We start from the raw sequence: 21,543 nt of genomic DNA, 5'->3' as shown, positions 1-21,543 counted from the left end.
CAGGCCTTGCACCGACAAAATATCGAGAGCCATCATCCGTCTGGAAGATTCTCCGTTTAATCAGGGTTATCTCAGGTTCTTCAGTGACCGGCTTAGTCCCCCAAATGGGCACGGTGCTGTCCCCCGCGAAGTAGTCGTCCTCGCTGCATGCGCGAATAGCAAGCGCGATGTGCCAAGAATCGCGCTGAGCAATGTGTTGCGTGTGGATCCACACGCAGTGAACTATAGTTCAACTTGCGTCGAAAGCAAGCCAGAGTTTTAGGTCGAGCGAGCAACGACTGTCGACGAGGTCACTCTTTGGCCGAGTTGCTTGCCGCTCGGAGGTCGACTCGATCTACGAACCGCTCAATCTCGGCGATCCACAGCACAGCGGAGCACTGGAGCAGAAGCGTCAAGGGATAAGTTCCGTCGGTGATTTGTTCTTCGAGTGCTCGAAGCGAAACATCTACACCGATCGTTTGTAGGCGGCGCGCGAGTTCGCCGTACGTCACGCCGGGTCGATTACTGATCTCCGCCTGTAACAGGAGTGCCGCTCGCATTTCCCAACTGCCCGTGTCTTGAAGCGGGTCTCGCCATTGCGGCGGGCACTCAGCGCCGATTACATCGAGCGTATGCAGGAAAAAGGAACAGCGCATTGCGCCGCGCTGTATCTTGCCCTCCACCGAACGCGCCGTCTCGATTGCCCCAGTGGCTTTCATTAGCGACGCTAGATCGGAATAGTTGAGGTCCTTCCGGGCAAGCACGGCTCGCATGACCCGAGATGCGAGCTTGCTCCAGCCCACAGCGCTAGCTTCGTTCACGAAGTTCCTTCCATAGCGGAATCGTTATCAACTGCGTGTGAATTCGCACGTAGGGTGTTGTCAATGGAGACAACGGACCACGCTCCAAATACCACTATGGTGACCTTTGCCCTTCAGGAGGCGTAGCTTAATTTTAACGCTCAGCAGATGTCGAGAATTGAAAAATAGGGCTCGAGAGATTATGCACTGTCCCTGCTGCCCCACGCCGTCGCGAAGTCGGCCGGTTTTGGGGAAAACTAGTGGCTCTCCGAACCGGTCGTGCTCTATCGGTTTCATCCATACACGATACAAGCGAAAAAAGCACCGCGACTGCTTTACCACTTCCATGTCGTGCCGTCCGTTTCTAGGTTTGGAGGCTCGAGAGTTCGTAGGCGATTGTGCCAAAGCCTAGCAAAAACTGAGGAACGGCACTGTCCGTATCACGAGTTTCGGAGGAGGCTCATCGGCAGTGCATCGGCAACAAAGCTCCGGAAATTGAGTCGGGATATGGAGGTGAAAGCACGATTTGAGAGAACAGTGGTCAGCGGGCTCGAGTAAATTGACGGACGCTTCACGATTCGGTCGGATCCGTTCCCTTCAAATACCGTTGACGGCGAACAATTTGGCAGGCGCGCGCTCAGAAGCAGGCGAGGTCCAATGAGGCAACACCTCCGGCTTATCATTCGTGCCCGTTCCGGGCAGCGAGATAACGTTGCGGCAGACGTAAAAGTGTTTGGGAAGCTTGTACCGGTCGAGCATGTCAAGTCTTGTCTCGAAACTCTCTGAGCAGTCGTTCCAGGACAGGTCGAATTCGGTCTGTGCCGAGTGAAAACGCTGCCGGAGAGCAAACGGTTGAATCGGGTAGCGCACGAGCACGCTCGACCCCTCCGTTGCATAGACTATTGGTAGCTCGGTGCGGAAGTGATGGAGCCAAGGTTCGATAACGCTTTCGAAGTCAATCCTCACCCGGCCGTCGTCGAGGCTGAGCATTGCTCGCAATTCATTCGCAGCATCCGAAGTGAATGCGAGAAAATCGAATCTCATTGCTCCGTCGGTAGAGTGTAAGCGCCAAGCCTCGTCAAATTTTGCCTTCAAGGGAACGACGAAACAATACTTCTCGGCAACGAGCCGCAAGATGTCGTCGGCTAAGGCTGACGTGGGTGCAATGAAGGCGGTATCCGGGCATGACGAAGCCTGTTTACGAGCGAACTGAAGTGAAGAGTCGGTTGCCGCGATGTATGAACGGAAGACCGCCGGTGCCTCGACGACTCCTTCTTTCTTCGGAAATCTGGCGTTGAATAAATCACATAGCAAGGCCGTGTCATCTACAGCGTCACGTCGCGCGTCGACACTCCATCTGGGGAACGCGATTCGTAGCAAGTTCTCGATGTCCTCCGCCATGCAGGGCCATCGAGAAGTTGGAATAGACGCATGGTTGCTCCACATGAGAGAACCGTTGGGAAATTCGAACAGTGACCGGGCGATTGTCAAGAACCGACCAAGGCGACGCGAGAAGTGGGCGTCCGCATTAACTTCCTTCAGCTCGCGGAAAAAGTCGGGGCAATCGTTCGACAGCCACCAGAAGAACGTTCCGTGGTCGATGGTCTGGGAAAGATAAAGCGGATGCGCTTCGAGAAGGTTTGAAAGCAGTGTCGTTGCACGCACTAGGGCTTCGTGAGTAAGCTGCGCTACGTGTGGGTTGGAACTGGGTAGGGCAATCGGCATATTCGTTCGGAAAAGTTAGGGGCAGCGTTACGCGCGTCGTCATAAGGACGCTGCATCCGCCCATGACGAATAGGCACGCGGTTTATTCGGCGTGAACGGCACTTGTCAGCGTGGGCGACGGATTGCGACGTTGGCGCATGCATCAATCGATCTCAGTTGGGTGCCGCGCGCGGTCACGGATGAGGGGCTCGGGCCTCGCAATTTCGACTCAATGACTTCGCGCGAGCTTCGCGTCCCCGATCAGCCCTAGCCGTTGCCTATGAATATGTATTTCAGGAACTCAACGACGCAGTCTGGGTTGCCGTTATGGCGATAGATGGGCCGTGTGCGTTCCCGTTCGACATGGCGTTGGGATGTCCTGAGTCATCCGAAGGCCAGTGGAGGACTCGGTCGAAATGTGAGCAGATCCCTCATCGGCGTACGAGCCCTTTGCGCACTTAGACCAGAGGCTGTCGAACTCGAGCCGGGTGTCCTCGTCTGTCAAATCCCAAGCATCTGAGACCATGACATGACGGTCGCGTGCCGCGACCTCCTTCCAAGCGTTGGACTCGGCCTCGGTCAGCGATTCGTGGTCTTCCTCAATTGCCGAAGCTAGCCACATCGATTCGTTGAGGTCGTCGTCTATGCTATAGGTGGATGCTAGCACTGCTGTGTCAAAGACCCAGAGAACAAGGAAGTCGTCGCCAAGACTCGCATCCGCGAAATACGGGGCGTTCATCGTCAACGCCACGGCTTCTTTCGCGAGCATCAGGCAGGCGATGCAGCACGCCATCGGGTCGCGGATGGACCTTTGCAAAAATGTTGGAATGCTCGGACTCGAAATCTTCGGAATCGACTCCGCTTAACGGTACGACGACGACTTTATTCGAAAGATATCCGTCTGTGACGATATCGAGCTCATCGGACTGCAATATGTAGCATCGACCAGAGTCTCCTCGCCGTGAGTGCTCCTTTATATGCGCCAGGAGAGCGGTCCTGGTTTCGTTGCTTGTATCTTCAAAAAAAGCGTTATATTTGTTTTTGCGAGACTTCGGGCGGGCCATGTTTAAAATATTCTGTCGTCTACGAGATGATGGGCACGGATTAAGGGTGTGGCGCCGTTTAAGCAAGCCCCTCATGAAAATATCCAAATATTTATGTTATACGAGGAGGCAGCGCTCAGGTTGTCGGAATAAATTGGCAGGAGGGCTGCGCGTCAGCGTTTAAAGCCTCGATGATGTGTACTTGTCGAAGAAGGGTATGCGTTATGTTTTGATTTCCTCAAATCAGCTCGTGGGCGGGTTTTCGAATGGTGGCACTCTGATGGCTTGGTTGGCCGGCCGTGGCGCCACCGGGAGACCGGCGCGCAGCCCGCACCTCCGTTGCGCTTTCCCCGCGCCGCGATGCATTGTCAAGGTTGTGTTCATTCAGTAGTTTGCAAAAAACTTTTTTAATCAAAGAGTGCCGGGGAGGAGAGGCAGATTATCAAAATTTACCGTTCACAAAAAACGTCGATTTCTTCTCGAAAATTTTTCACTTAATTATTGCAATTTCAATTTTCAATGCACAACACCTTGCATTATCAATGTTGACTGAGGTGGTTTCATTCTGAGGGGTGAGTCACTCGCATCAACGAATTGTGATGAAATCGACGTAAAGAACGCATTGCCTTTGAAGGTTTCGGATTATATACTCGTGCATGATTCGATTTAAGATGGGTATATTTTACGTATGGCAGGTTCTAAAGATAATCAGGCCGATGCTGGCCACGTTGCCTTTCGGCTTGGCTCGCTCGAACGGGCTAGCGATTATGCGAGCGTGTTCGACGAGGCCGTGAAACTTGACGCGTCCGCTCCGGTTTTTGGCGCGTGGGTCGATCCTTCGCTCCTGGACGGACTGGAGGGCAAATCCGTGTTTCGCGTTGGCGCCATCAGATTCGACGAGATTGTCGTTATGACGATGCGTATGCAGAAGGGGCGTTGTCAGTTTATCTGGTTGGCCGACGCGGCCGATCCCGAGTTCTGGGCGGCGATGGATGAATTCAGGAAGGCCGGGCAGGCGGGATTTGCGTTCAGACCTAGTCCGAACGATCTCTGGTTCATCCCGTATCGAACGGATAATCTCGGGCCTACCGTCATTGACCCGCATCGCGCGGAGTCAGGTCGCGAGGACAAAGGGTTTGTGCAACTAGCGACCGTGCTTCTTGCGCGGGATTCCATCTCTTTGATAGCCACGAGCATGATACCGGGGGTGCCGGTTGAACATAAGCAGGTCAACGTCCTCGCGACGCGCCGAGTGATGAGCTTAATCGGGGCGATCCAAAAACTCGAGTCTGAACGTCGAGGGTCGACCGGTTGAGAGGCATTTGAGCAGTCGGCTCCCTGGAGCAGTCGATAGCTACCCTTTGCTCCATCTCGCGATGCATGCAACGACGATTGCAACCATCAGTCAACCACTCCTGTCAGTGGTCGTGTCATCGTTCGTAGAGTGTGGGACTCGGACACGTCGCCGAGTTTCCCTGACAGGAATGGCAGCGGTGCGCAACTCGGCCAGGAGATCGTCGAGCGTGGGCCCGGGTCCAATAGGGCGCGTGTGCAATTCAAGTCCCACAGCCTCAAGAAGGCTTATCAACTCCACTGCCGCAAGTTCTTGAAGCTGCCCGGTCTCGAAACGGCGAATCTGAGCACGAGTCATTCCGCTGCGTTCTGCAGCGCGTTGCTGCGTGTGTTTCGCCGCAAGCCGGGCCCGACGGAAGGATTCGCCCAACTCGAAGAGGTCCATGTTTCCCCTCAGACGCGTCATGTGCCGCACTTGATGTACCGCAAGTTGCACATTACAAGGCAAAAGTCGGATAACGTATTCAATGTGACACATTACGAGATCCGGAAGCAACTTACGTCGCCACTGCTGCCACGGATTCAACCGTGTGCGACGTCGAGGCGGCCTGATCAGCCGAGAAAGTCAGTGGCTCGGCTCATCCTGCGAAAAGCAATCGGAAGTCCCCGCACGAAGGAGGTGTATTAGGGGGCAATCAATCTGATCACGAATGAGCAGATCCGGCTCGAAATGAGCAGATTCGCCGATTGCGAGCAGATTTTTCATCGGTATCGTCCAACGGCTGAGCGAAGTGGCGGGCCTTCAAAGGCATCATCGCTTTGGCGTGTCTTGCGGGGCTTTTGTGTCACGGTGAGCGCTTGCGCCGAGGGGAATTTTTAAGCTCTGCATCGTATAGTCCCATACGCGCGGAGGCCTGGACCATTTCATCCAGGCCCTGACGCTGTGACTCTTCCGTGCTCACCTTGTACGCAAGGACTTTCGCGCGTGAAATGCGCCGGTGACCCCCCGGAGTTAAACGCACCCCTGTGAGCCGCCCGTCCCGAATGAGCGTATTAAGGTGAGTACGCGAAACGTGCAAGAGCTTTGCCGCTTCTTCGCTGGTCAACTCGATGTCATCGTCAACTTTTTCGTGCATGATTTCGTCCGGCGCCTTACGGAAGGCTTTTGCCGGGAGCGACTCTGCAGAGGCAAATATTTGTGGCAAAACAGGGGAATCGTCGTCGTCGAAGCTGAGGATCTCTGCGGTGCTCAGGAGGAGGGACAGCCGTGCTCGATTGCAACGCGTTGAGTCACCTTTCAGCATGAATGTCTTCACAAACGCCTCTTCCAAGACCTTTGAAATTAAAGTCGTCGCTTCTTTGCGCTGGAGTCCGACGCCTAGGAATTGGGTCTTTTTGCCATCAGTGCAGCGTGATTGCAAATCAGACAGAAAGTTGCCGCTTAGAACTGTAATCACGCTCTGCATCTGCTCACAGAGCATCTGATTTAAGAGTTTGCGGCTCGGCGCGGCAAGCGATGGTTTCGATTGAGCGGCTTTTTCGCGCTTTTTACCCCGGGCTTCCGATCTGGCGGGCATGGTGACGCTCCATGATTGCGATTGGCCAACAAACACTCTAGCGATATTCGTCAAAAACGTCAAAATCGAAACAAGAACATACCGCGAGGTTTCGGTTCGTCCGTCGGTGCTCCTGCTCTCAAATCGCGTTTTCTATGCGAGAGCATCAGACATTGAAGGTGCGGCATCAGGTTCGTCACGACTCGTGCCGCATATGGCGTGCGTGAAGCGCCTCACCGATTCTCGTGACAAGTCCTACAACTAGCGCGTTACCCATTAAGAAAGCGCGGCTGACGTCGGACACACCTGGGGCCTCCGTGAAACCGCGCGGAAAGCCATTCAAAGCTTCCAATTCTTCCGGCAGAAGTCTCCGGAGGCGGCCTGAGGGCGTCGCAATGACATGCTTGGTGCGCGAAGCGCCGGTTCCACCTTCTGACGTGATGATTGTCCGACTCGGGATGTCGAGGCGGTCTGGGAAATTCATGGCGCCTTCTGTGAAGTCGTACGCAAACCCGTTTTTCTCCCGAGCGATGCGTTTCGCTCCTTTGGCTAGCTTGAATTTTTCTGCGGATTTTGGACTGACGTAGAACGACTCGGGGACAACGACCGTCTTTCGAACAACGTCCCCCAATGTCATGGCTTCGACGTTTCCTGTATAGGCTTGGTAATCGTCAATCGCCAGCGTGCGCGCCTTCGCGGTCCAGACGTTGCCGTCGAGCATGAGTCCGTTGTTTGCAAACCGAGACTTGCCATTCGAAAGAGGCGTATATGCTATTTGCGTAGTGAGGGGTTCATTGGTGACCGCGAACGCCGGGTTCGCTCCGTCCGATGGGCGTTCAAGCGTGTTGGGAAACGCCGACTGGAGGATGCCGTCGCGATGCCACGCCAATCCATCGTTGCTGAGCGCGTCCTTGATGGCGCGGTAGGTATTCGTCGAACTATGATAGGCGACGATGAATACTCGGCGACGCTTCTGAGGGAAGCCATATTCCGACGCGTTCACAACACGCCATTCTGCTGCGTATCCGAGATTACACAGAGTGCTCAGTACCGTGGCGAAATCGCTTCCCGGACATGCTGCTGGAGAAGCAAGAAGACGGTCTACATTTTCTAGGATGAGGTACTGAGTGGGCTGTCCTGCTTCAAGGCGTTGAGTGAGAAGCTGCGCAATGGCCCACCATAAAACGCCTTTTCGGCCAGCGAGCCCCTTGGATTGGGACAACGGCTTGGCGACGCTATAGTCTTGGCAGGGAAATCCGGCGACGAGCACGTCAGGCGCGGCTTCGCAAAGCGCTGCCTGACCTCTTGAAGAAGCCAGGAAGGTGAAGATGTCTTCGTTGAAATGGTTCTTATCAGTCCAGCGAGCGGCATACACGTCAGATGCATGCTGGGCCTTTTTGGATGGTTCGAACTGGTTACTGAGAGTTACCTCGTATGGCTGACCGTGTACTCTATCGAGCCCCAATCTGAATCCGCCGACGCCGGCGAAGAGTTCTGCAACGTTGAGCTTGTGTGCAGCTTTTGATGCACTGTTGTTCTGGTTCTGCTGATTCGACACTTTTCATCCACGAAGGAGTTGCGGAGAAAAGTGAAGAACCGGGTTTTAGCCCATGGGCTTCTTAACGGTGAGTGACGTTCCCGAGGGAAGTAAGCTGATGTCGCGCTTTGTCAGCGCGTGAGATGCGACGTTCGCAACCTTGATGTTCACTCGTGATACGGAGTCACTCGCGGTAGAGGCGCGCGTCGACCAAGCGTAATTTGCGGAATGAGCCTTATCGAAAGTCGCGTCGAAACCTAAGCACCAGCAAAATTCCATTTGCGGGTGCGATGACGTCATTGCCCTGAGCGCCAGAACAATTTCAAGAGGCCAGACGGAGGAGCTTGGACACTCAAGCTGCGTGAATCTTCCACGGGGGTACAAAGCCGCAACTCGGACTCATGCGATTTAAAGCGGCTTGCGGGACATGGAGTTTCCGCCTGTCAGTGAAGCCAGCATAAGAGGCGAAACTTGCCGAATCTTGTGTGGACCACGCTGCGTGAAAGTTCGTCGCGCCTGAACGATTGACGCTTCAGTCGGAACGGCACAGCAAGACAGTCCACATCGGACCGAGCGATGCTGGAGCGGGGGCGCCGGCAATCAAGCCGTGATGAAGAGCGCGGGCCTTCCTTGTGAGACGCTCGTCCGTACCGACACAATATGCATAACGGTGGCAGTTAGGATATCGAATAAGTCCCGGACTCTTCACCGGCGGATATCGCCGACAGGCTGCCCTGCTGATAGAGTCTCTTACAATGGCACAACTGGTTTGGATCGACACCGCGTTAGCGAGCCGCCATCGACACGGTCTTGTCCGTCTCCAGACTTTTTTGAACCGTCGCCGCTTTCTTTTCCGCAGATCAACGTCGACGGTGATTTGGCTGGTCAACGCTTCCTTTTCAAGATAGCGATTGTGTCCGGCAATTCATGAGGCTGTCCCAGAGGAGCGCTTCAATTGGGATAGTGAGATAGATGGCAATCTGTTCAATCGTATCTAGGGATAGGTTTGGTGCAGACCGTTCTATCAACCCTAGATGGCCCTTGGCCATTTGAAGGTCACTGTTCATCTGACTCTGGACAAGCCCGAGATCGGCGCGGTTCATTCGAATGTTCACGGCGACCACGTGTCGAAGGTTTTTGATTCGCCTGGCAGTGGGCTTCGGGTAGGAACAGTCTGAGAAGAAACTGCAGGGGTCGACGCGCAGGGCGTAAGCAAGTTGTCCGATAGTGTCAACTCGAACATTCCCGTTTTTGTTTTCAATGAGATGAAGAGTGTTCGGGCTGATCTTCGCCTTGAACGCGAGACTCGCTTTGCTTAGGCCCTGCTGCTCACGTTGAAGCTGAACCGCCTCTGCAAAGAGCGTCCGCGCCCGCTGACAGGGTTCTGCCATGATTTAAAAAGGACTGGATTGATTAGCCGAGATCTTACAACGCCCCCAGCGAAGCGCGAGCGATGTAGAAAACAAAAACTTGTTTTACAGAACGAGTCGCTTGGCGAGAAAGACGAGTAACGGAAAGGGCAGGTGAGATTCTCGGTTGCGCCTCACCGTCTCCGAGGGAGTTCAGATTATTTCCAGGCTATTGATGGCGTGTCACCTCTCGGCAAACGCCGCCTCGTCAAAGAGGGCCACGATGCTCGAGCCGTTGCCCGGTAAAAGGCCGGCGGTGCGTGGCGCATAGCTCAGTGAGGCTCGGATGAGGGGGGGCCGGCAGGCGGCGTTTGGACGATGCCGCAATCCCCGTGACAAGTAACCTGTGCGAGCATGTTCATATGAAGGCCGAAATTTAGGTTATTTTTACCTGAAAATTCGGCCTCCCATTACTTAAGTTTGACGGCAATGACAAACTCAAGTTGTTCCACCAACACCGGAGCCATCGGCAAAAAAGCGTCAAACAATGCCCGTCAGGTAATAGACCGTGATGACGAAGAACACAGCCAACGTCTTGATGATCGTCACCGCGAAAATGTCCTTGTACGATTCGCGATGAGTAAGCCCGGTCACCGCGAGCAGCGTAATAACGGCGCCGTTGTGCGGCAACGTATCCATGCCGCCTGAAGCCATCGCCACCACCCGATGCAGGACTTCAAGCGGAATATGCGCCGCCTGAGCACCAGCGATAAACGTATCGGACATCGCCGCGAGCGCGATACTCATGCCGCCCGACGCCGAGCCGGTAATCCCCGCCAGCGCGCTGACCGAAATGGCCGCATTGACGAGCGGATTCGGAATGCTCTTGAGCGCATCGCTGACCACGAGAAAGCCCGGCAGCGCCGCGATCACACCACCGAAGCCATATTCAGAAGCGGTATTCATCGCAGCGAGCAAGGCCCCGGCGACAGCCGCCCGCGTGCCCACCGCAAACCGCTCCTTCACACGCGAGAACGCCGTCAGCAACACCAGCACGATACCCATCAACAACGCACCTTCGACCGCCCAGATCGCAACGACGGTCTTCACCGCCGTGGTAACCGGCGCATGCACGCCCGGCAGCACTTCCGGCGGCACGGTATAGCTCGCGCCATACCACGTCGGAATCCACTTCGTCAGCGCGAAATTCGCCACGCCCACGAGAATCAGCGGCGCGATCGCGAGCAGCGGATTCGGCAGCGACGTCGATTCGACACGCTCCGGCTCGTTGACGAGCGACGTGCCGTAACCCTCACCCTTGGCCATCGCCGAGCGGCGGCGCCATTCGAGGAACGTCAGCCCCACCACGATGATGAACAGCGAGCCGATCACGCCCAGCCACGGCGCGGCCCAGCCGGTCGTCTTGAAGAACGTCGTCGGGATGATGTTCTGGATCTGCGGCGTGCCCGGCAGCGAATCCATCGTGAAGGAGAACGCGCCCAGCGCGATCGCGCCCGGCATCAGGCGCTTCGGAATATTGCTCTGGCGATACATCTCGGCCGCGAACGGATACACCGCGAATACGACGACGAACAGCGACACGCCGCCATAGGTGAGCAGCGCGCACACCGCGACGATCACCGCATTCACGCGCGACTTGCCGATGTATCGAATGGCCGCGGCAACGATCGACTCGGAGAAGCCCGACAGTTCGATGACCTTGCCGAACACCGCGCCGAGCAGGAACACCGGAAAGTAGAGCTTCACGAAGCCGACCATCTTCTCCATGAAGATGCCGGAAAAGACCGGCGCGACGGCGGCGGGATCGGTGAGCAGAACGGCCGCGAGGGCCGCGATCGGTGCAAAAAGAATGACGCTGTAACCGCGATACGCGGCAAGCATCAGGAACGCCAGGGCGGCGAGCACGATGAGGAACGACATTGAGTCTCCGTGAGTGGTTTGTTCTTTGAAACGTTCGCGCGCTTCTTCTGGAAGCGCTTCGGCGCGGGGTACGCACCGCGCGGGCGGAACGCAGGTTCCGTGCCAACACGTTGAAACCCATGCCGGACGGGCATCGGGCAATCATGCCACTAAAACGTTTCAACCGGATGTCTCAAAATGGAGACGATCCGGCTCGCGCGAAACCGCCCGAACTCCTTTTGCAACCTAGTGCAGATGCGGATTGCCGGTGCGTCTCCGAATTGAGATATTCGGTCTCGAAAAAGAGAAAACGGAGACTCTGGCCTCATGCGCAACGATTGGATCAACGTGCCGTTGGACTACAGCGACGTCATGCGCCGCGCGATGGAGTCGCTATTCAAGACCTTCGAGAATCTGAGCGAAGGCACGTTCATCGTCGATGCGGACGCGCGCGTCGTGTGGATCAACAAGCGCTACGCGGCGCGCTTCGGATTCGACGATCCGCTCGACGCGATCGGCCTCGACTGCGAGACGGTGATTCCGAACAGCCTGATGCGCGAAGTCGTCGCGACAGGCAAGCCGATCCTGCTCGACGTGCTCGAAACGGACCGCGAGCCGCTCGTCGTCACGCGTCTGCCGCTCAAGGACGAATCGGGCGCGATCATCGGCGGAATCGGCTTCGCGCTCTTCGACGAAATGAAGGCGCTCACGCCACTTTTCGCGCATTACTCGCGCGTGCAGCAGGAGCTGATCGCCACGCGACAGTCGCTCGCGCAGGCGCGCCGCGCGAAGTACACGTTTTCGAGTTTCGTCGGCACCAGCCCGGCCAGTCTCGAAGTGAAGCGGCAGGCCCGGCGCGCGGCGCTCGTCGATTCGCCCGTGCTGCTGCTCGGCGAAACCGGCACCGGCAAGGAACTGCTCGCGCATTCGATCCACGGCGCATCGACGCGCGCGGGCAAGCCGCTCGTCACGGTGAACGTCGCAGCGATTCCGGACACGCTGCTCGAAGTCGAGTTCTTCGGTGCGGCGGCGGGCGCCTACACGGGCGCGGAGCGCAAGGGCCGCGTCGGCAAGTTCGAGCTGGCCGACGGCGGCACGCTCTTTCTCGATGAAATCGGCGACATGCCGCTGCCGCTTCAGGGCAAGCTGCTGCGCGTGCTGCAGGACAAGGAGTTCGAGCCGCTCGGCTCGAATCGCATCGTGCGCGCCGACGTGCGGATCATCGCGGCGACGTCCGCCGATCTGCCCGCGCTCGTCGCGTCGGGACGTTTTCGCGCGGATCTGTTCTATCGGCTGAACGTGCTGACGATTCACGCGCCGCCCTTGCGCGAACGCCTCGCCGATATCGAAGCGCTCGCCTACGCGATCCTCGAAGACCTGTCGGCCGATACGCGTCCGGGGCACGTCGGCCATTTCGTGCTGCACAAGGACGGCTTGCGGCTGCTCGAAGCGTATTCGTGGCCCGGCAACGTCCGCGAACTGCGCAACACGCTCGAGCGCGCGCTGATGCTTTCGGAGACCGAGCACATCGACGCCCGCGCGCTGAGCGCGTTCATCGATGCGGGGCGCGTCGCGATCGCGGCGCAGGCGGAACCGGTCGCGCAGGAAGGGGACGCTGCGCCGGATGTGTCGTATGCGGACGCGATGGCCGACTTCGAAAAGCGCTTTCTCTCCGATGCGCTGCGCGCAAGCGGCGGCCGCGTGGCCGATGCGGCGGAGAAAATCGGCATCGGGCGGGCGACGCTGTACAAGAAGATCGCCGCGCTCGGAATCGCCGTCTGAAGGCTTTTGCGACAAGTCAAATCGACACGAAAGCTTCGCGTGGCATACTCCCGAAATCGAAAATAACAACCAAGAATCAAGGGGTAACGGATGAAAAGCGGGATGAAGCTCGGCAAGGCGACAGGCCTTTCAGTCATGCTTGTGGGCAGCGCGTGGGCGCTTGCCGGATGCAGCAGCGCGCCGCCGCTTTTCTCCAACGACGGACGTCCGACCCAGCAGATCCAGTGTCCCGCTTACGGCGGCTGGCGCAACTGCACGGACAACGCGAAAGCGCTTTGTCCGAGCGGCTACGATGTGCTCGATCAGTCGACCGAGAACAATCAGAACGCGCTGCTGATCGCCTGCAAGGGAAGCTAGCTGCGTGCCGGTCAGCCTTGCTGCGTCTCGCGCAGCATCGTGACGTCGTAACCTAGCGCGCGCGTGCGCTCGATCAGCGCGCGGCGCAACTCGGCCGACGGTTTCGCCTCGCGCGTCAGAATCCACAGATAGCGCCCGCTCGGTTCGCCGACGATGGACCACGTGTAATCGTCGGCGTGATCGAGAATCCAGTAGTCGCCGACATAGAACGGACCGAAGAACGACACCTTCAGCTTGGTCCCGTTCGATCCCGGGACGATCTTCGCGCGTCCTTCCGCCGACCGGTACGGGCCGTTCACGCCGCCTTGCCGGCACGCGTTCACGACCGACACGAGGCCGTCCTCACGACGCGCGTAATTCGCCGTGACGGCTTCGCAATTGCGCTCGAAGCGGTTTTCATAGCGCGCGAACTCGTGCCAGCGACCGAGATAGCGATCGAGATCGACGGCCTTCGAAGGTTCCGGCACGTTGTCGTTGCCGCTCTTGCGCGCGCCATTCGATGCACATGCGGCAAGCGCTGCGATGCCGCCGATCAATGCCAGCGCGGCGGCGCCGTATGCCCAGGATCGTCCGATTTTCATGTTGCTTGCAGGGTGAGATATGCGAAGGAAGACGGATCAGCAAGCTTCGTTCCGTCCGCGGACGGCTCCCGAATTTGCTCACCTCTGGACGCATTTCATGACGCGCGCGAGAACCGGCGCAAGGCGCAAGTGGCTGTCCTGACAAGGTTTTCTTTCGCAGGCGCAGAAGGAAAGGCTGCTATCCACCGCACTCCCGAATCACCTCACCTTTATCCACGTTCATCCGTCGGAGGCAAGCCGGCGCGCCGCGCGCCGCTATTGGCGCGAGCCCACGCTACGATGCGGCGCAACGAGCGCACGAAAATCGAATACGTTTAAGAACAAGGGCTTGCACTATTCACTTAACCATGTGACTGAGATCGCCATCTTGCTTCGCGATCCCGATGATTCACCAAAGAGTGAGCCGCTTGCGCGTCGGGCGACTCACCGTCGCCTGACTCCCGGAACGTCTCACCTTTAGGCGCCGCTCAAACTGCTGGGCGGCGCGGCGAGTCTCTGCGCGCTGGTCGCGCTCGGCCTCTTTCTCGGTGCGAAAGGCTAAGCGCGCGACTTCAGGACGACGAGCGCGCTCGTGAGCCTCAAGCTCGTCGCGCAGCCGCTTCTGACGTGGTGGCCGTCGAGCGCGATTCTGCTTTCGACGGTGTTATCGCTCGTCACGGTCACGTTGTGCCTGACGATGATGCTGTGAGCACGCAAAAAAAAGCGCCCGGCGCGAGCGCGTCGGGCGCAACCACCTTCTGTTCGACGGTGGAGGAGGGCCAGTTCAGACTGCTGCCTCTGATTCTTCGACTAGGTTGATGCTTACCGCGAACTGCCGTCGTTGCGCATGTCGGTGCGAAGCTGCGCGTGCCGCTCCTGATACGGACGCAACTGCGGATAACTCAGCGAATTGACGGCATCGAGATCGCCCGCGCTACGTGCGGTGGCGAGTTCCGCCTTCACTTCCGCGCGTGACTTTCCGGCGAACGTCGATTGGGCGAAAGCCGGCGCGGTTGCGAGAAGCGCGGACAGAACCAGACCGCCGATCAGCGTGTTTTTCATGGAAAACCTCCGGAATGCGTGTGCGTCGGGGCCGACGCTTGAGATGCAGTCTAGGAGGAATCCTATTGGGCAAAAATACCGATTGAGCCAACACATTGTTGTCGAGACTGGTTGAATGCTGGCCCGGCATGCCCAGTCCCGGCGCGCTCGACGCCACTTCCATGGGCGTCATGTTTCGTTTACGAATCAAAAACTAAACGGAATGGGACTTACCCCCGACTTATCCACAGATTCTGTGGATAACCATGGGGATAGCTCGCCGCGAGCCGCATGCAGCCGCGCCGTGAAGTAGTTTGCTCATTTCGTCGCAAAAATAGTCCGCGAAGCGTGAGCGAACATCGAAGACGATTTCCCTGCGTTGCGCCTATCATGTGCACGCGTGTCGTCTGAAGACGGCGCTTCCGGACAGGTCCATCGTCCGGGTCATCCACCTTTTCATCCTTTTCACGGGGGAAGATGTCATGGCTTTGAAGATCGCGGTGGTCGTTGGGAGCCTGCGGCGGGATTCATTCAACAAGCAGCTCGCGCATGCGCTCGCGTCGCTCGCGCCGGGCGATTTTTCCTTCGAATTTCTCGACATCGGCAGCCTGCCGCTCTACAGCCAGGACTACGACAGCGATTTCCCGGAAGTCGCGCGCGCGTTCAAACAGCAGATCGCCGATGCCGACGGCCTCCTAATAGTCACCCCGGAGTACAACCGCTCGATTCCCGGCGTGCTGAAGAACGCGCTCGACTGGGCCTCGCGTCCGTGGGGGCAGAGCGTGTGGGGCGGCAAGCCGGGCGCGATCATCGGGACTTCGGTCGGGGCGATCGGCACGGCGATCGCGCAGTCGCATCTGCGCGGCGTGTGCGCGTATCTCGACATCGCGTTGATGAATCAGCCCGAGATGTACATCAAGCACGACGAAAGCCGAATCGACGCGAGCGGCAAGATCGTGAGCGAGGACACGCGTAAATATCTGCAGGGTTTCATGGACAAATACGCCGCGTGGGTGCGCGACCGGGCTGCCTAAGCACGCTCCACACGAAAAAACGGCCCGCGCGAGCGGGCCGTAATCGTTGAACGCTGTGCGCCGCGAAATCAGACGTGATGATGCCCCGTCACGCGATCCCAGCCGTGGCGGATCGCCGCCTTGAAGCGTTCCCACGTATCGCCTTCGGGATGCTTGCTCTCCCAGTCGCGGCGTGTCTCGTACTCCATCTGATCGTCCCACGCGCGGCTGCGATAGCGGTCGTCGTTGCCGAGCGTCGCGCCGTATCGATACGCGCCCTGATAGTCCTCGTAAGGCGCGCCCGTGGCCGAATACTTCGAATCGTAATCGGCGCGGAAGTCCTCTTCGTACTCCATGTACTCGTTGGGCACCGTTTGCGGACCGGCGCCCGGCACCGGACCGACCGGCCCGGCCGCCTGCGTCCCCGCGGAAGCGACGACCGGATCGGGCGACGAACCCGTCGCGCGCGTCGCACCCGGCTGATAAGGCGCAGCCGGTTCGTCGAGCGGGCCGAGCGGTTCGACCGAACGCCATTCCGACGCCGTATCGGTACGAACGCCCGGCAACGGATCGCGGCCCATCAGCGCATCGCGCTCGGACAGCGAACCGGCCGCGAGCGGATCGACGCCGGTCGTCGCGTACGGATCGCGGCCCGTCACCGGGTCGCGTCCGGCGAGCGGGTCGCGCGCGGCGCGTTCGGCGTCGCTCATCATCGATTGAGTCTGCGACAGCGGCGATTGCGACTGCGATTGCATCCCGCCACGCGGCATCAGCACGTCGTCGGCCGGATCGCTGACGTAGTCGCGCGGCGTCACCGCGGCCGGGTCGCCAAGATCGGCACGCGGATAAGCCCGCGCGCGCGTCGCCGCCATGTCCGGATCGTTCACCGGCTCGCGGCCCGGCACGCCGCTGCCGCGTCCGAGACCGAGTTCGTCGAGCACCGAGTGGTCGCGGTCATCGGCGGCCGCTTCGGGCATGCCGTGTTCGAGCGTCGTCCAGCTCGCTGCGCGTTCGTCGATATCGATCGCGCCCTGGTCGGACAGCGTGGCGCGCACGATGTCGGCCTGCTCGACGCTCGGCGTATCGACCGCCACGAGCACCGCGCCGCGCCGTACGGCCTCCGAATAATGTGCGACTTCGGGCGGCTGATCGCGTCCGCCGAAAAGCATGCTGAAAAAGCGTTCGATGTTGGCGAGCATGCCCGGCTCGCGATGCGTTTCGGCATCGGGCATGTCGGACGGCGCGGCGGCGTCGTCGCGCTTCGGGTTGGCCTGCAGTTCGATGTCCGCGCGCGGGAAGCCTGCGGCGAGCAAGGCCGCGCGCGCGTCCTCTGCTTGCGCATAGGTGTCGAAAACTCCGATGACGGTGTGTCGCATTTACGCCTCCTGCGGATGGGCGGAATTCCGGAATCGGCGAAAGTAAGTCGCCGCACGTGCCGTCGATTACGCAACTCGCGTGCCGGATGCGCGCGAGCGGCGCGGGCAGGAAGACAGAGGGAGAGACGCGCGCCGCTTTTACAACGGCGCGTACAAAAAACGAAGACGTTGCGCGGAATTCAACGATCGACGGACGGCGTCGCGCCCGTTTTCCCCGCTTCGCGCATGCGCTCGCGGATGGCGCGCAGCAGCGAGTCGAGCAGCGCGATGTCGAACGGCTTCGACAGCACGCGCGCGCCGACCTGCCGCGCGCGGTCCAGCTCTTCTGCGTAGCCCGTGACGAGAATCACCGGAACGTGCGGATCGAAGCGTTGCAGCATCTCGGCGAGATCGATGCCGTTCATCTGCCCCGGCATGTGGATGTCGGAGAGCACGACGTCGAACGGGAAATCGGCCGGGACTTCGGTGCGCGCGGCTTCGAGCACGGTGGCGGCGGCATCGGCGTTGAAGACGTAGGTGACGCGGTGGCCCATCATCGTGAGCAGCGCCTCGGTGCCCGCGGCGACTTCTTCGTTGTCTTCGACCAGCAGCACGCGCAGGCCGTCCGCTTCCTGCTCCGTGGTGCGTTGTTCCGCCGGGGCCGCGCCCGGCGCGAGCGCATCCGCGCGTGGCAGATAGAGGCGCACGGCGGTCCCCGCGCCGATCGCGCTGTCGATCGTAGCGAGGCCGCCCGCGCGCTCGCAGAACGCGAAGACCTGCGGCAGGCCGAGACCCGTGCCCATGCCTTTCGGCTTGGTCGTGAAGAGCGGCTCGAACGCGCGCCCGAGCACGTCGGAACTCATGCCGAAGCCGTTGTCCTCCAGCGTGATCTGCACGAATTCGCCGGTGATCGGAAAGCCGTCCTCGTGACGAAAGCGCACGTTGTCGGCGCGCACGGTGAAGGTGCCGCCGTTGGGCATCGCGTCGCGCGCGTTCACCGCGACGTTGATGAGCGCGAGCTCCAGCTCCGCCGGATCGACGCGGATCGCCCACACGTCCGCCGCGACCTCGACGTTGAGCGCTACCTTCGCCCCGAGCGATGCGCGCAGCAGCTCGCGCCCCGCCGGCACCCATTTGCCGATGCCGATGGTCTCGCTGCGCAACGGCTGCTTGCGCGCGACGCCGAGCAGCTGCCGCGTCAGCGACTGGCCGCTCTTCAGCGCGCGCTCCATCGCGGACAGCTCGCGGTCGAGGCCGGCCGCGCCGCGCCGCCGCGCGATCTGCACGTTGGTCGAGACGATCATCAGCAGATTGTTGAAATCATGCGCGACGCTGCCGACGAGATTGCCGAGCGCTTCCATCTTGCGCGCCTGCCGGTAGGCGGATTCGATCGAGCGGCGCATCGACGCCTCGGCCTGCCAGCGCTCCCATGCTTCCTGTTCCGTCGCGAGCCGCCGCAGCGACTGGCCGATGACCGCCCACAGCACGACGCACGGCGCGAAGATGGAGAGCGCGAGCACGCTCAGATGCCGCCACCACGCGGCCCAGATCGTCGCGATCGGATAGCCGCTCGAAACGTAGATCGGATACGTGCCGACGCGGCGGAACGCGACGATCTTCAATTGATTGTCGAGCCCGGAGACCATTTTCACGACGCCGCTCCTGCGTCCCGCGACGTACGCGTCGCGCAGCGGCGAGCTGGCCGCGAGCGCCATGCGGTCGGCCGGGCGCGGCGGAAACCAAGCGAGCACTTCGCCGTCCGAGCGCGAGAGGCCGAGCGAGACGCTCGGATTGTCGCCGATCAGCTCGCGATAGAACGCGCCGAAATATGACGGCCGCAGCGCGATGGACACGATGCCGTCGAACTTGCCCGCGGGCGTCAGGCGCGCGACCGCCGTATTGAAGACCTGCTCGCCGGCCACGCGGCCGATCATCACGCGGGAAATCTGCTCGATCTGCTGACCCGCGCGCAGCCCGCCGAAGTCCTCGCGATTCGCAACGGAGATATCGGGCGTCGGCCAGACGCGGCTGGTCGCGAGCAACCTGCCGTCGGGGCCGAACACCGAAGCGGCCGCGACCTGCTGGTAGGTCGTGCTGATTGCCTTGAGGCGCTGGTGGATGGTCGCGCTCTCGCGAAGGATCGCGTCGGCGTCGAGATCGTCGAGCAGATCGACGATGCGCTCGTTCAGCGTCACGTTGAGATCGAAGACCTTGAGCGCGTGCTCCTCGGCGACGCGGGCATTGCGCGCGACGATCTCGGAGGCATCGGCGACGCGCGCGTGGTAATCGGTAAAGGCGGTGATGGCGACGTACACGCACGGCAGCACGATCGCGGCGACGAGAAGCGCGTAAAGCGTCAGGCGCTGCGCGGCGAAATTGCGCTCGGGAACGACCGGATACGGCGGCTCTTCCTGCCATGATTGCGCGGCGGATTCGGCGTCGGACTCCTCACGTTGCAGCGTCATTTTTGGCAGCGAATTGGAAAACTTACTCGACGTTCGCGCCATTGGTACGCTGCGGCGCTCGTCCGTGGACCGCCCGTCGAGCGCGAGCGATGTAACCGCAAGTAGAACGCAGGAAGCATGCCGGTCGGTTCCTTGCAGCGCGCGCGACATTCGAGGAAAACCTCTGACGCCGCGCACAGTTAGCGAGATTATCGGTAGCGCAAACGTACACAAAAGGATGACAACGTATCACATCGGAAGACGCCGAGTGAAATTCACCTCGTTGCGCTCCCGTTTCGTCAGATTAATTCTGGCTTTGCACTTTGGCGAGTTGCTTTGACATTCTGATAGTCAGACAATGCAATCCTCCGCTGTACGCGCCGCCAGAGCGCGCGCCGGAGATAACAAGCAGCCTCACGGCGCGCAACGGGGAAGCAGTACGGCCTGCAGGCGAACACGCCGGCAGGCAGCGCGACCGTTCGAGGAGAGGAAGGCCACGATCCGGCAGGTCCGGATCACGCAGGGGGCAGGCAACATGATGCCGGTCGGAAGCCAACATCTGATCACGCAGCGGACGCCCGCCGCCTGGCGCGCGCATGTCCGCCGGCGGCGCGCGTGGCTCATCGCCGCCGAACTGGATCTGCGACAGCGTCCGCAGTTTCGCCGGACCCGCGCGCTCACACCGATCTCGCCGTAAAGATCGCCATAAAGATTGCCGCGCGGATGCCGTAATCACATGCGAGAGCATGCCGTGTGTGCGGCTCGACCGTGCCCAGCCCAAAACCGCCCAAGAGATCCTGCCGACCATGCCGTTGCCGATTGTCATTGCCGATGATTCCCTGCTCGCGCGCAAGGTGCTGACGCGCGCGCTGCCCCCGGACTGGGACGTCGAGATCTCCTACGCCACCAACGGGCGCGAGGCGCTCGACCATTACCGGGCGGGCCGCGCGTCGGTCATGTTTCTCGATCTCACGATGCCCGACATGACGGGCTATCAGGTGCTCGACGCGTTGCAGCACGAGGACCTGAACACCTTCGTGATCGTCGTGTCCGCCGATGTGCAGCCGATGGCCCAGCAACGGGTCCGCGCGCTCGGCGCGATCGCGTTCCTGCCGAAGCCGGTGACGCCCGAAGCGCTGCGTCCCGTATTGAAGGAGTACGGACTCCATGGTTGATGCCGCACTGAACGAAGACCAGCGCGACGCGCTGCAGGAAGTCGCCAACATGGCGATGGGCCAGGCCGCGACGCGCCTGTCGAAGCTGCTCGGCACGTTCATCGAGCTGTCGGTGCCGCGCGTGCGCGTGGTGAGCGTGGCCGAGGCGTCCGCCGCGCTCTCCGAGATGACCGGCATCACCGATACCGTCACGGCCGTGCGCCAGGGCTTTCGCTCGGATATCAAGGGCGAGGCGATCGTGCTATGCAAGAGCGGCAGCGTCGACCAGTTGTGCGCGCTCGTCGACGATCCGTACACCAAATCCACCTATGAAACGACGACGCGCACCGAGCTCGTGTTCGACGTCGCCACCGTGCTGATGGGCGCGTGCGTGTCGTGCATTCTCGACCGCCTCGGCCGCTCGCCGATCTTTTCGCCGCCGGGCATGCTCGGCATGGAAATCGGGCTCGACGATGTCTTCCAGCCCGCGATGCTCGCCTGGAAGACCGCGCTGCTGCTCGAAGTGAATTTCGCGCTCGAAGACCACAGCTTCCGCGCCCACCTCGTGATGCTGATGGCCGAAGACGCCATCGCGCATCTGAACGAAGCGCTCGACGCGCTTCTCTCGAGCCTCTGAACGGGACGCCATCGTGAGC

The 21,543-nt window shown here is 60.0% G+C and carries 19 protein-coding genes and 1 pseudogene; 7 read left to right on the top strand and 13 right to left on the bottom strand.

The annotated features are described in order from the left end of the window. Nucleotides 1-290: 290 nt before the first annotated feature. From BTHE68_RS20320 to BTHE68_RS20310, 3 genes are all read right to left on the bottom strand, one after another. Nucleotides 291-800: a DUF6471 domain-containing protein gene (locus BTHE68_RS20320; RefSeq protein WP_162068022.1), complete on the bottom strand. Its 510-nt coding sequence runs from the start codon at nucleotides 798-800 to the stop codon at nucleotides 291-293. A 576-nt stretch (nucleotides 801-1,376) separates the two neighbouring features. Beyond that, nucleotides 1,377-2,444: a hypothetical protein gene (locus tag BTHE68_RS20315; RefSeq protein WP_162068021.1), complete on the bottom strand. Its 1,068-nt coding sequence runs from the start codon at nucleotides 2,442-2,444 to the stop codon at nucleotides 1,377-1,379. A 364-nt stretch (nucleotides 2,445-2,808) separates the two neighbouring features. Continuing rightward, entirely contained in the window at nucleotides 2,809-3,252 is a 444-nt protein-coding gene (locus tag BTHE68_RS20310; RefSeq protein ID WP_162068020.1) for a hypothetical protein, read from the bottom strand. 962 nt (nucleotides 3,253-4,214) lie between these two features. On the opposite strand from BTHE68_RS20310, the gene BTHE68_RS20305 reads away from it, so the two are divergent. Beyond that, nucleotides 4,215-4,841 (top strand): hypothetical protein, encoded by a 627-nt coding sequence (locus BTHE68_RS20305; RefSeq protein ID WP_162068019.1) that lies wholly within the window; start codon nucleotides 4,215-4,217, stop codon nucleotides 4,839-4,841. Nucleotides 4,842-4,931: 90 nt separating this feature from the next. Here the strand turns inward: BTHE68_RS20305 and BTHE68_RS20300 are convergent, their stop codons facing one another. The 6 genes and pseudogenes from BTHE68_RS20300 to BTHE68_RS20280 form a co-directional block, all read right to left on the bottom strand. Next, a complete protein-coding gene (locus tag BTHE68_RS20300) occupies nucleotides 4,932-5,264 on the bottom strand; it encodes a helix-turn-helix domain-containing protein (protein WP_162068018.1) in 333 nt (110 codons plus the stop codon). A gap of 400 nt (nucleotides 5,265-5,664) precedes the next feature. Next, entirely contained in the window at nucleotides 5,665-6,396 is a 732-nt protein-coding gene (locus tag BTHE68_RS20295) for a helix-turn-helix domain-containing protein (RefSeq protein WP_162068017.1), read from the bottom strand. Between the two features lie 175 nt (nucleotides 6,397-6,571). Further along, a complete protein-coding gene (gene dcm, locus BTHE68_RS20290) occupies nucleotides 6,572-7,933 on the bottom strand; it encodes a DNA (cytosine-5-)-methyltransferase (RefSeq protein ID WP_162068016.1) in 1,362 nt (453 codons plus the stop codon). Nucleotides 7,934-8,613: 680 nt separating this feature from the next. After that, a pseudogene (locus BTHE68_RS36895) lies at nucleotides 8,614-8,772 on the bottom strand (transposase); the annotation flags it as partial. Between the two features lie 39 nt (nucleotides 8,773-8,811). Next, nucleotides 8,812-9,303, bottom strand: a complete 492-nt coding sequence (locus BTHE68_RS37255; RefSeq protein ID WP_162068015.1) for a helix-turn-helix domain-containing protein — start codon at nucleotides 9,301-9,303, stop codon at nucleotides 8,812-8,814. A 498-nt stretch (nucleotides 9,304-9,801) separates the two neighbouring features. Beyond that, nucleotides 9,802-11,202: a GntP family permease gene (locus tag BTHE68_RS20280; RefSeq protein ID WP_162068014.1), complete on the bottom strand. Its 1,401-nt coding sequence runs from the start codon at nucleotides 11,200-11,202 to the stop codon at nucleotides 9,802-9,804. Between the two features lie 306 nt (nucleotides 11,203-11,508). On the opposite strand from BTHE68_RS20280, the gene BTHE68_RS20275 reads away from it, so the two are divergent. Both BTHE68_RS20275 and BTHE68_RS20270 read left to right on the top strand, forming a co-directional pair. Next, complete coding sequence (locus BTHE68_RS20275; RefSeq protein ID WP_162068013.1) at nucleotides 11,509-12,963, top strand: sigma-54 interaction domain-containing protein; 1,455 nt, start codon at nucleotides 11,509-11,511, stop codon at nucleotides 12,961-12,963. A 90-nt stretch (nucleotides 12,964-13,053) separates the two neighbouring features. Then, the gene (locus tag BTHE68_RS20270; RefSeq protein ID WP_232077975.1) at nucleotides 13,054-13,320 is read left to right on the top strand and encodes a hypothetical protein; all 267 of its coding nucleotides are present in this window, start codon (nucleotides 13,054-13,056) and stop codon (nucleotides 13,318-13,320) included. A gap of 11 nt (nucleotides 13,321-13,331) precedes the next feature. Here the strand turns inward: BTHE68_RS20270 and BTHE68_RS20265 are convergent, their stop codons facing one another. After that, entirely contained in the window at nucleotides 13,332-13,901 is a 570-nt protein-coding gene (locus BTHE68_RS20265) for a lipocalin family protein (RefSeq protein ID WP_162068012.1), read from the bottom strand. An 801-nt stretch (nucleotides 13,902-14,702) separates the two neighbouring features. Continuing rightward, complete coding sequence (locus BTHE68_RS20255; RefSeq protein ID WP_162068011.1) at nucleotides 14,703-14,942, bottom strand: DUF4148 domain-containing protein; 240 nt, start codon at nucleotides 14,940-14,942, stop codon at nucleotides 14,703-14,705. 461 nt (nucleotides 14,943-15,403) lie between these two features. On the opposite strand from BTHE68_RS20255, the gene BTHE68_RS20250 reads away from it, so the two are divergent. After that, on the top strand, nucleotides 15,404-15,955 hold the full coding sequence (locus tag BTHE68_RS20250; protein ID WP_162068010.1) for an NADPH-dependent FMN reductase: 552 nt from the start codon (nucleotides 15,404-15,406) through the stop codon (nucleotides 15,953-15,955). Nucleotides 15,956-16,023: 68 nt separating this feature from the next. Here the strand turns inward: BTHE68_RS20250 and BTHE68_RS20245 are convergent, their stop codons facing one another. Together BTHE68_RS20245 and BTHE68_RS20240 are read right to left on the bottom strand one after the other, a co-directional pair. After that, nucleotides 16,024-17,310, bottom strand: coding sequence for a hypothetical protein (locus BTHE68_RS20245; RefSeq protein WP_162068009.1), 1,287 nt, complete (start codon nucleotides 17,308-17,310; stop codon nucleotides 16,024-16,026). A gap of 179 nt (nucleotides 17,311-17,489) precedes the next feature. Then, nucleotides 17,490-19,754, bottom strand: coding sequence for a hybrid sensor histidine kinase/response regulator family protein (locus BTHE68_RS20240; RefSeq protein ID WP_162068008.1), 2,265 nt, complete (start codon nucleotides 19,752-19,754; stop codon nucleotides 17,490-17,492). Nucleotides 19,755-20,268: 514 nt separating this feature from the next. Here BTHE68_RS20240 and BTHE68_RS20235 point away from each other — a divergent pair. The 3 genes from BTHE68_RS20235 (at nucleotide 20,269) to BTHE68_RS20225 (ending at nucleotide 21,524) form a co-directional block, all read left to right on the top strand. Next, the gene (locus BTHE68_RS20235) at nucleotides 20,269-20,430 is read left to right on the top strand and encodes a hypothetical protein (RefSeq protein WP_162068007.1); all 162 of its coding nucleotides are present in this window, start codon (nucleotides 20,269-20,271) and stop codon (nucleotides 20,428-20,430) included. 109 nt (nucleotides 20,431-20,539) lie between these two features. Further along, nucleotides 20,540-20,908: a response regulator gene (locus BTHE68_RS20230; RefSeq protein ID WP_162068006.1), complete on the top strand. Its 369-nt coding sequence runs from the start codon at nucleotides 20,540-20,542 to the stop codon at nucleotides 20,906-20,908. Continuing rightward, entirely contained in the window at nucleotides 20,901-21,524 is a 624-nt protein-coding gene (locus BTHE68_RS20225; protein ID WP_061175042.1) for a chemotaxis protein CheC, read from the top strand. Before BTHE68_RS20230 ends, BTHE68_RS20225 begins: the two co-directional genes overlap by 8 nt. Nucleotides 21,525-21,543: the final 19 nt, after the last annotated feature.

Source organism: Burkholderia sp. THE68 (assembly GCF_009938265.1).
GTDB lineage: Bacteria > Pseudomonadota > Gammaproteobacteria > Burkholderiales > Burkholderiaceae > Caballeronia.
The sequence above is the reverse complement of the archived record's forward strand: the minus strand, read 5'-3'. Positions and strand labels throughout refer to the sequence as shown.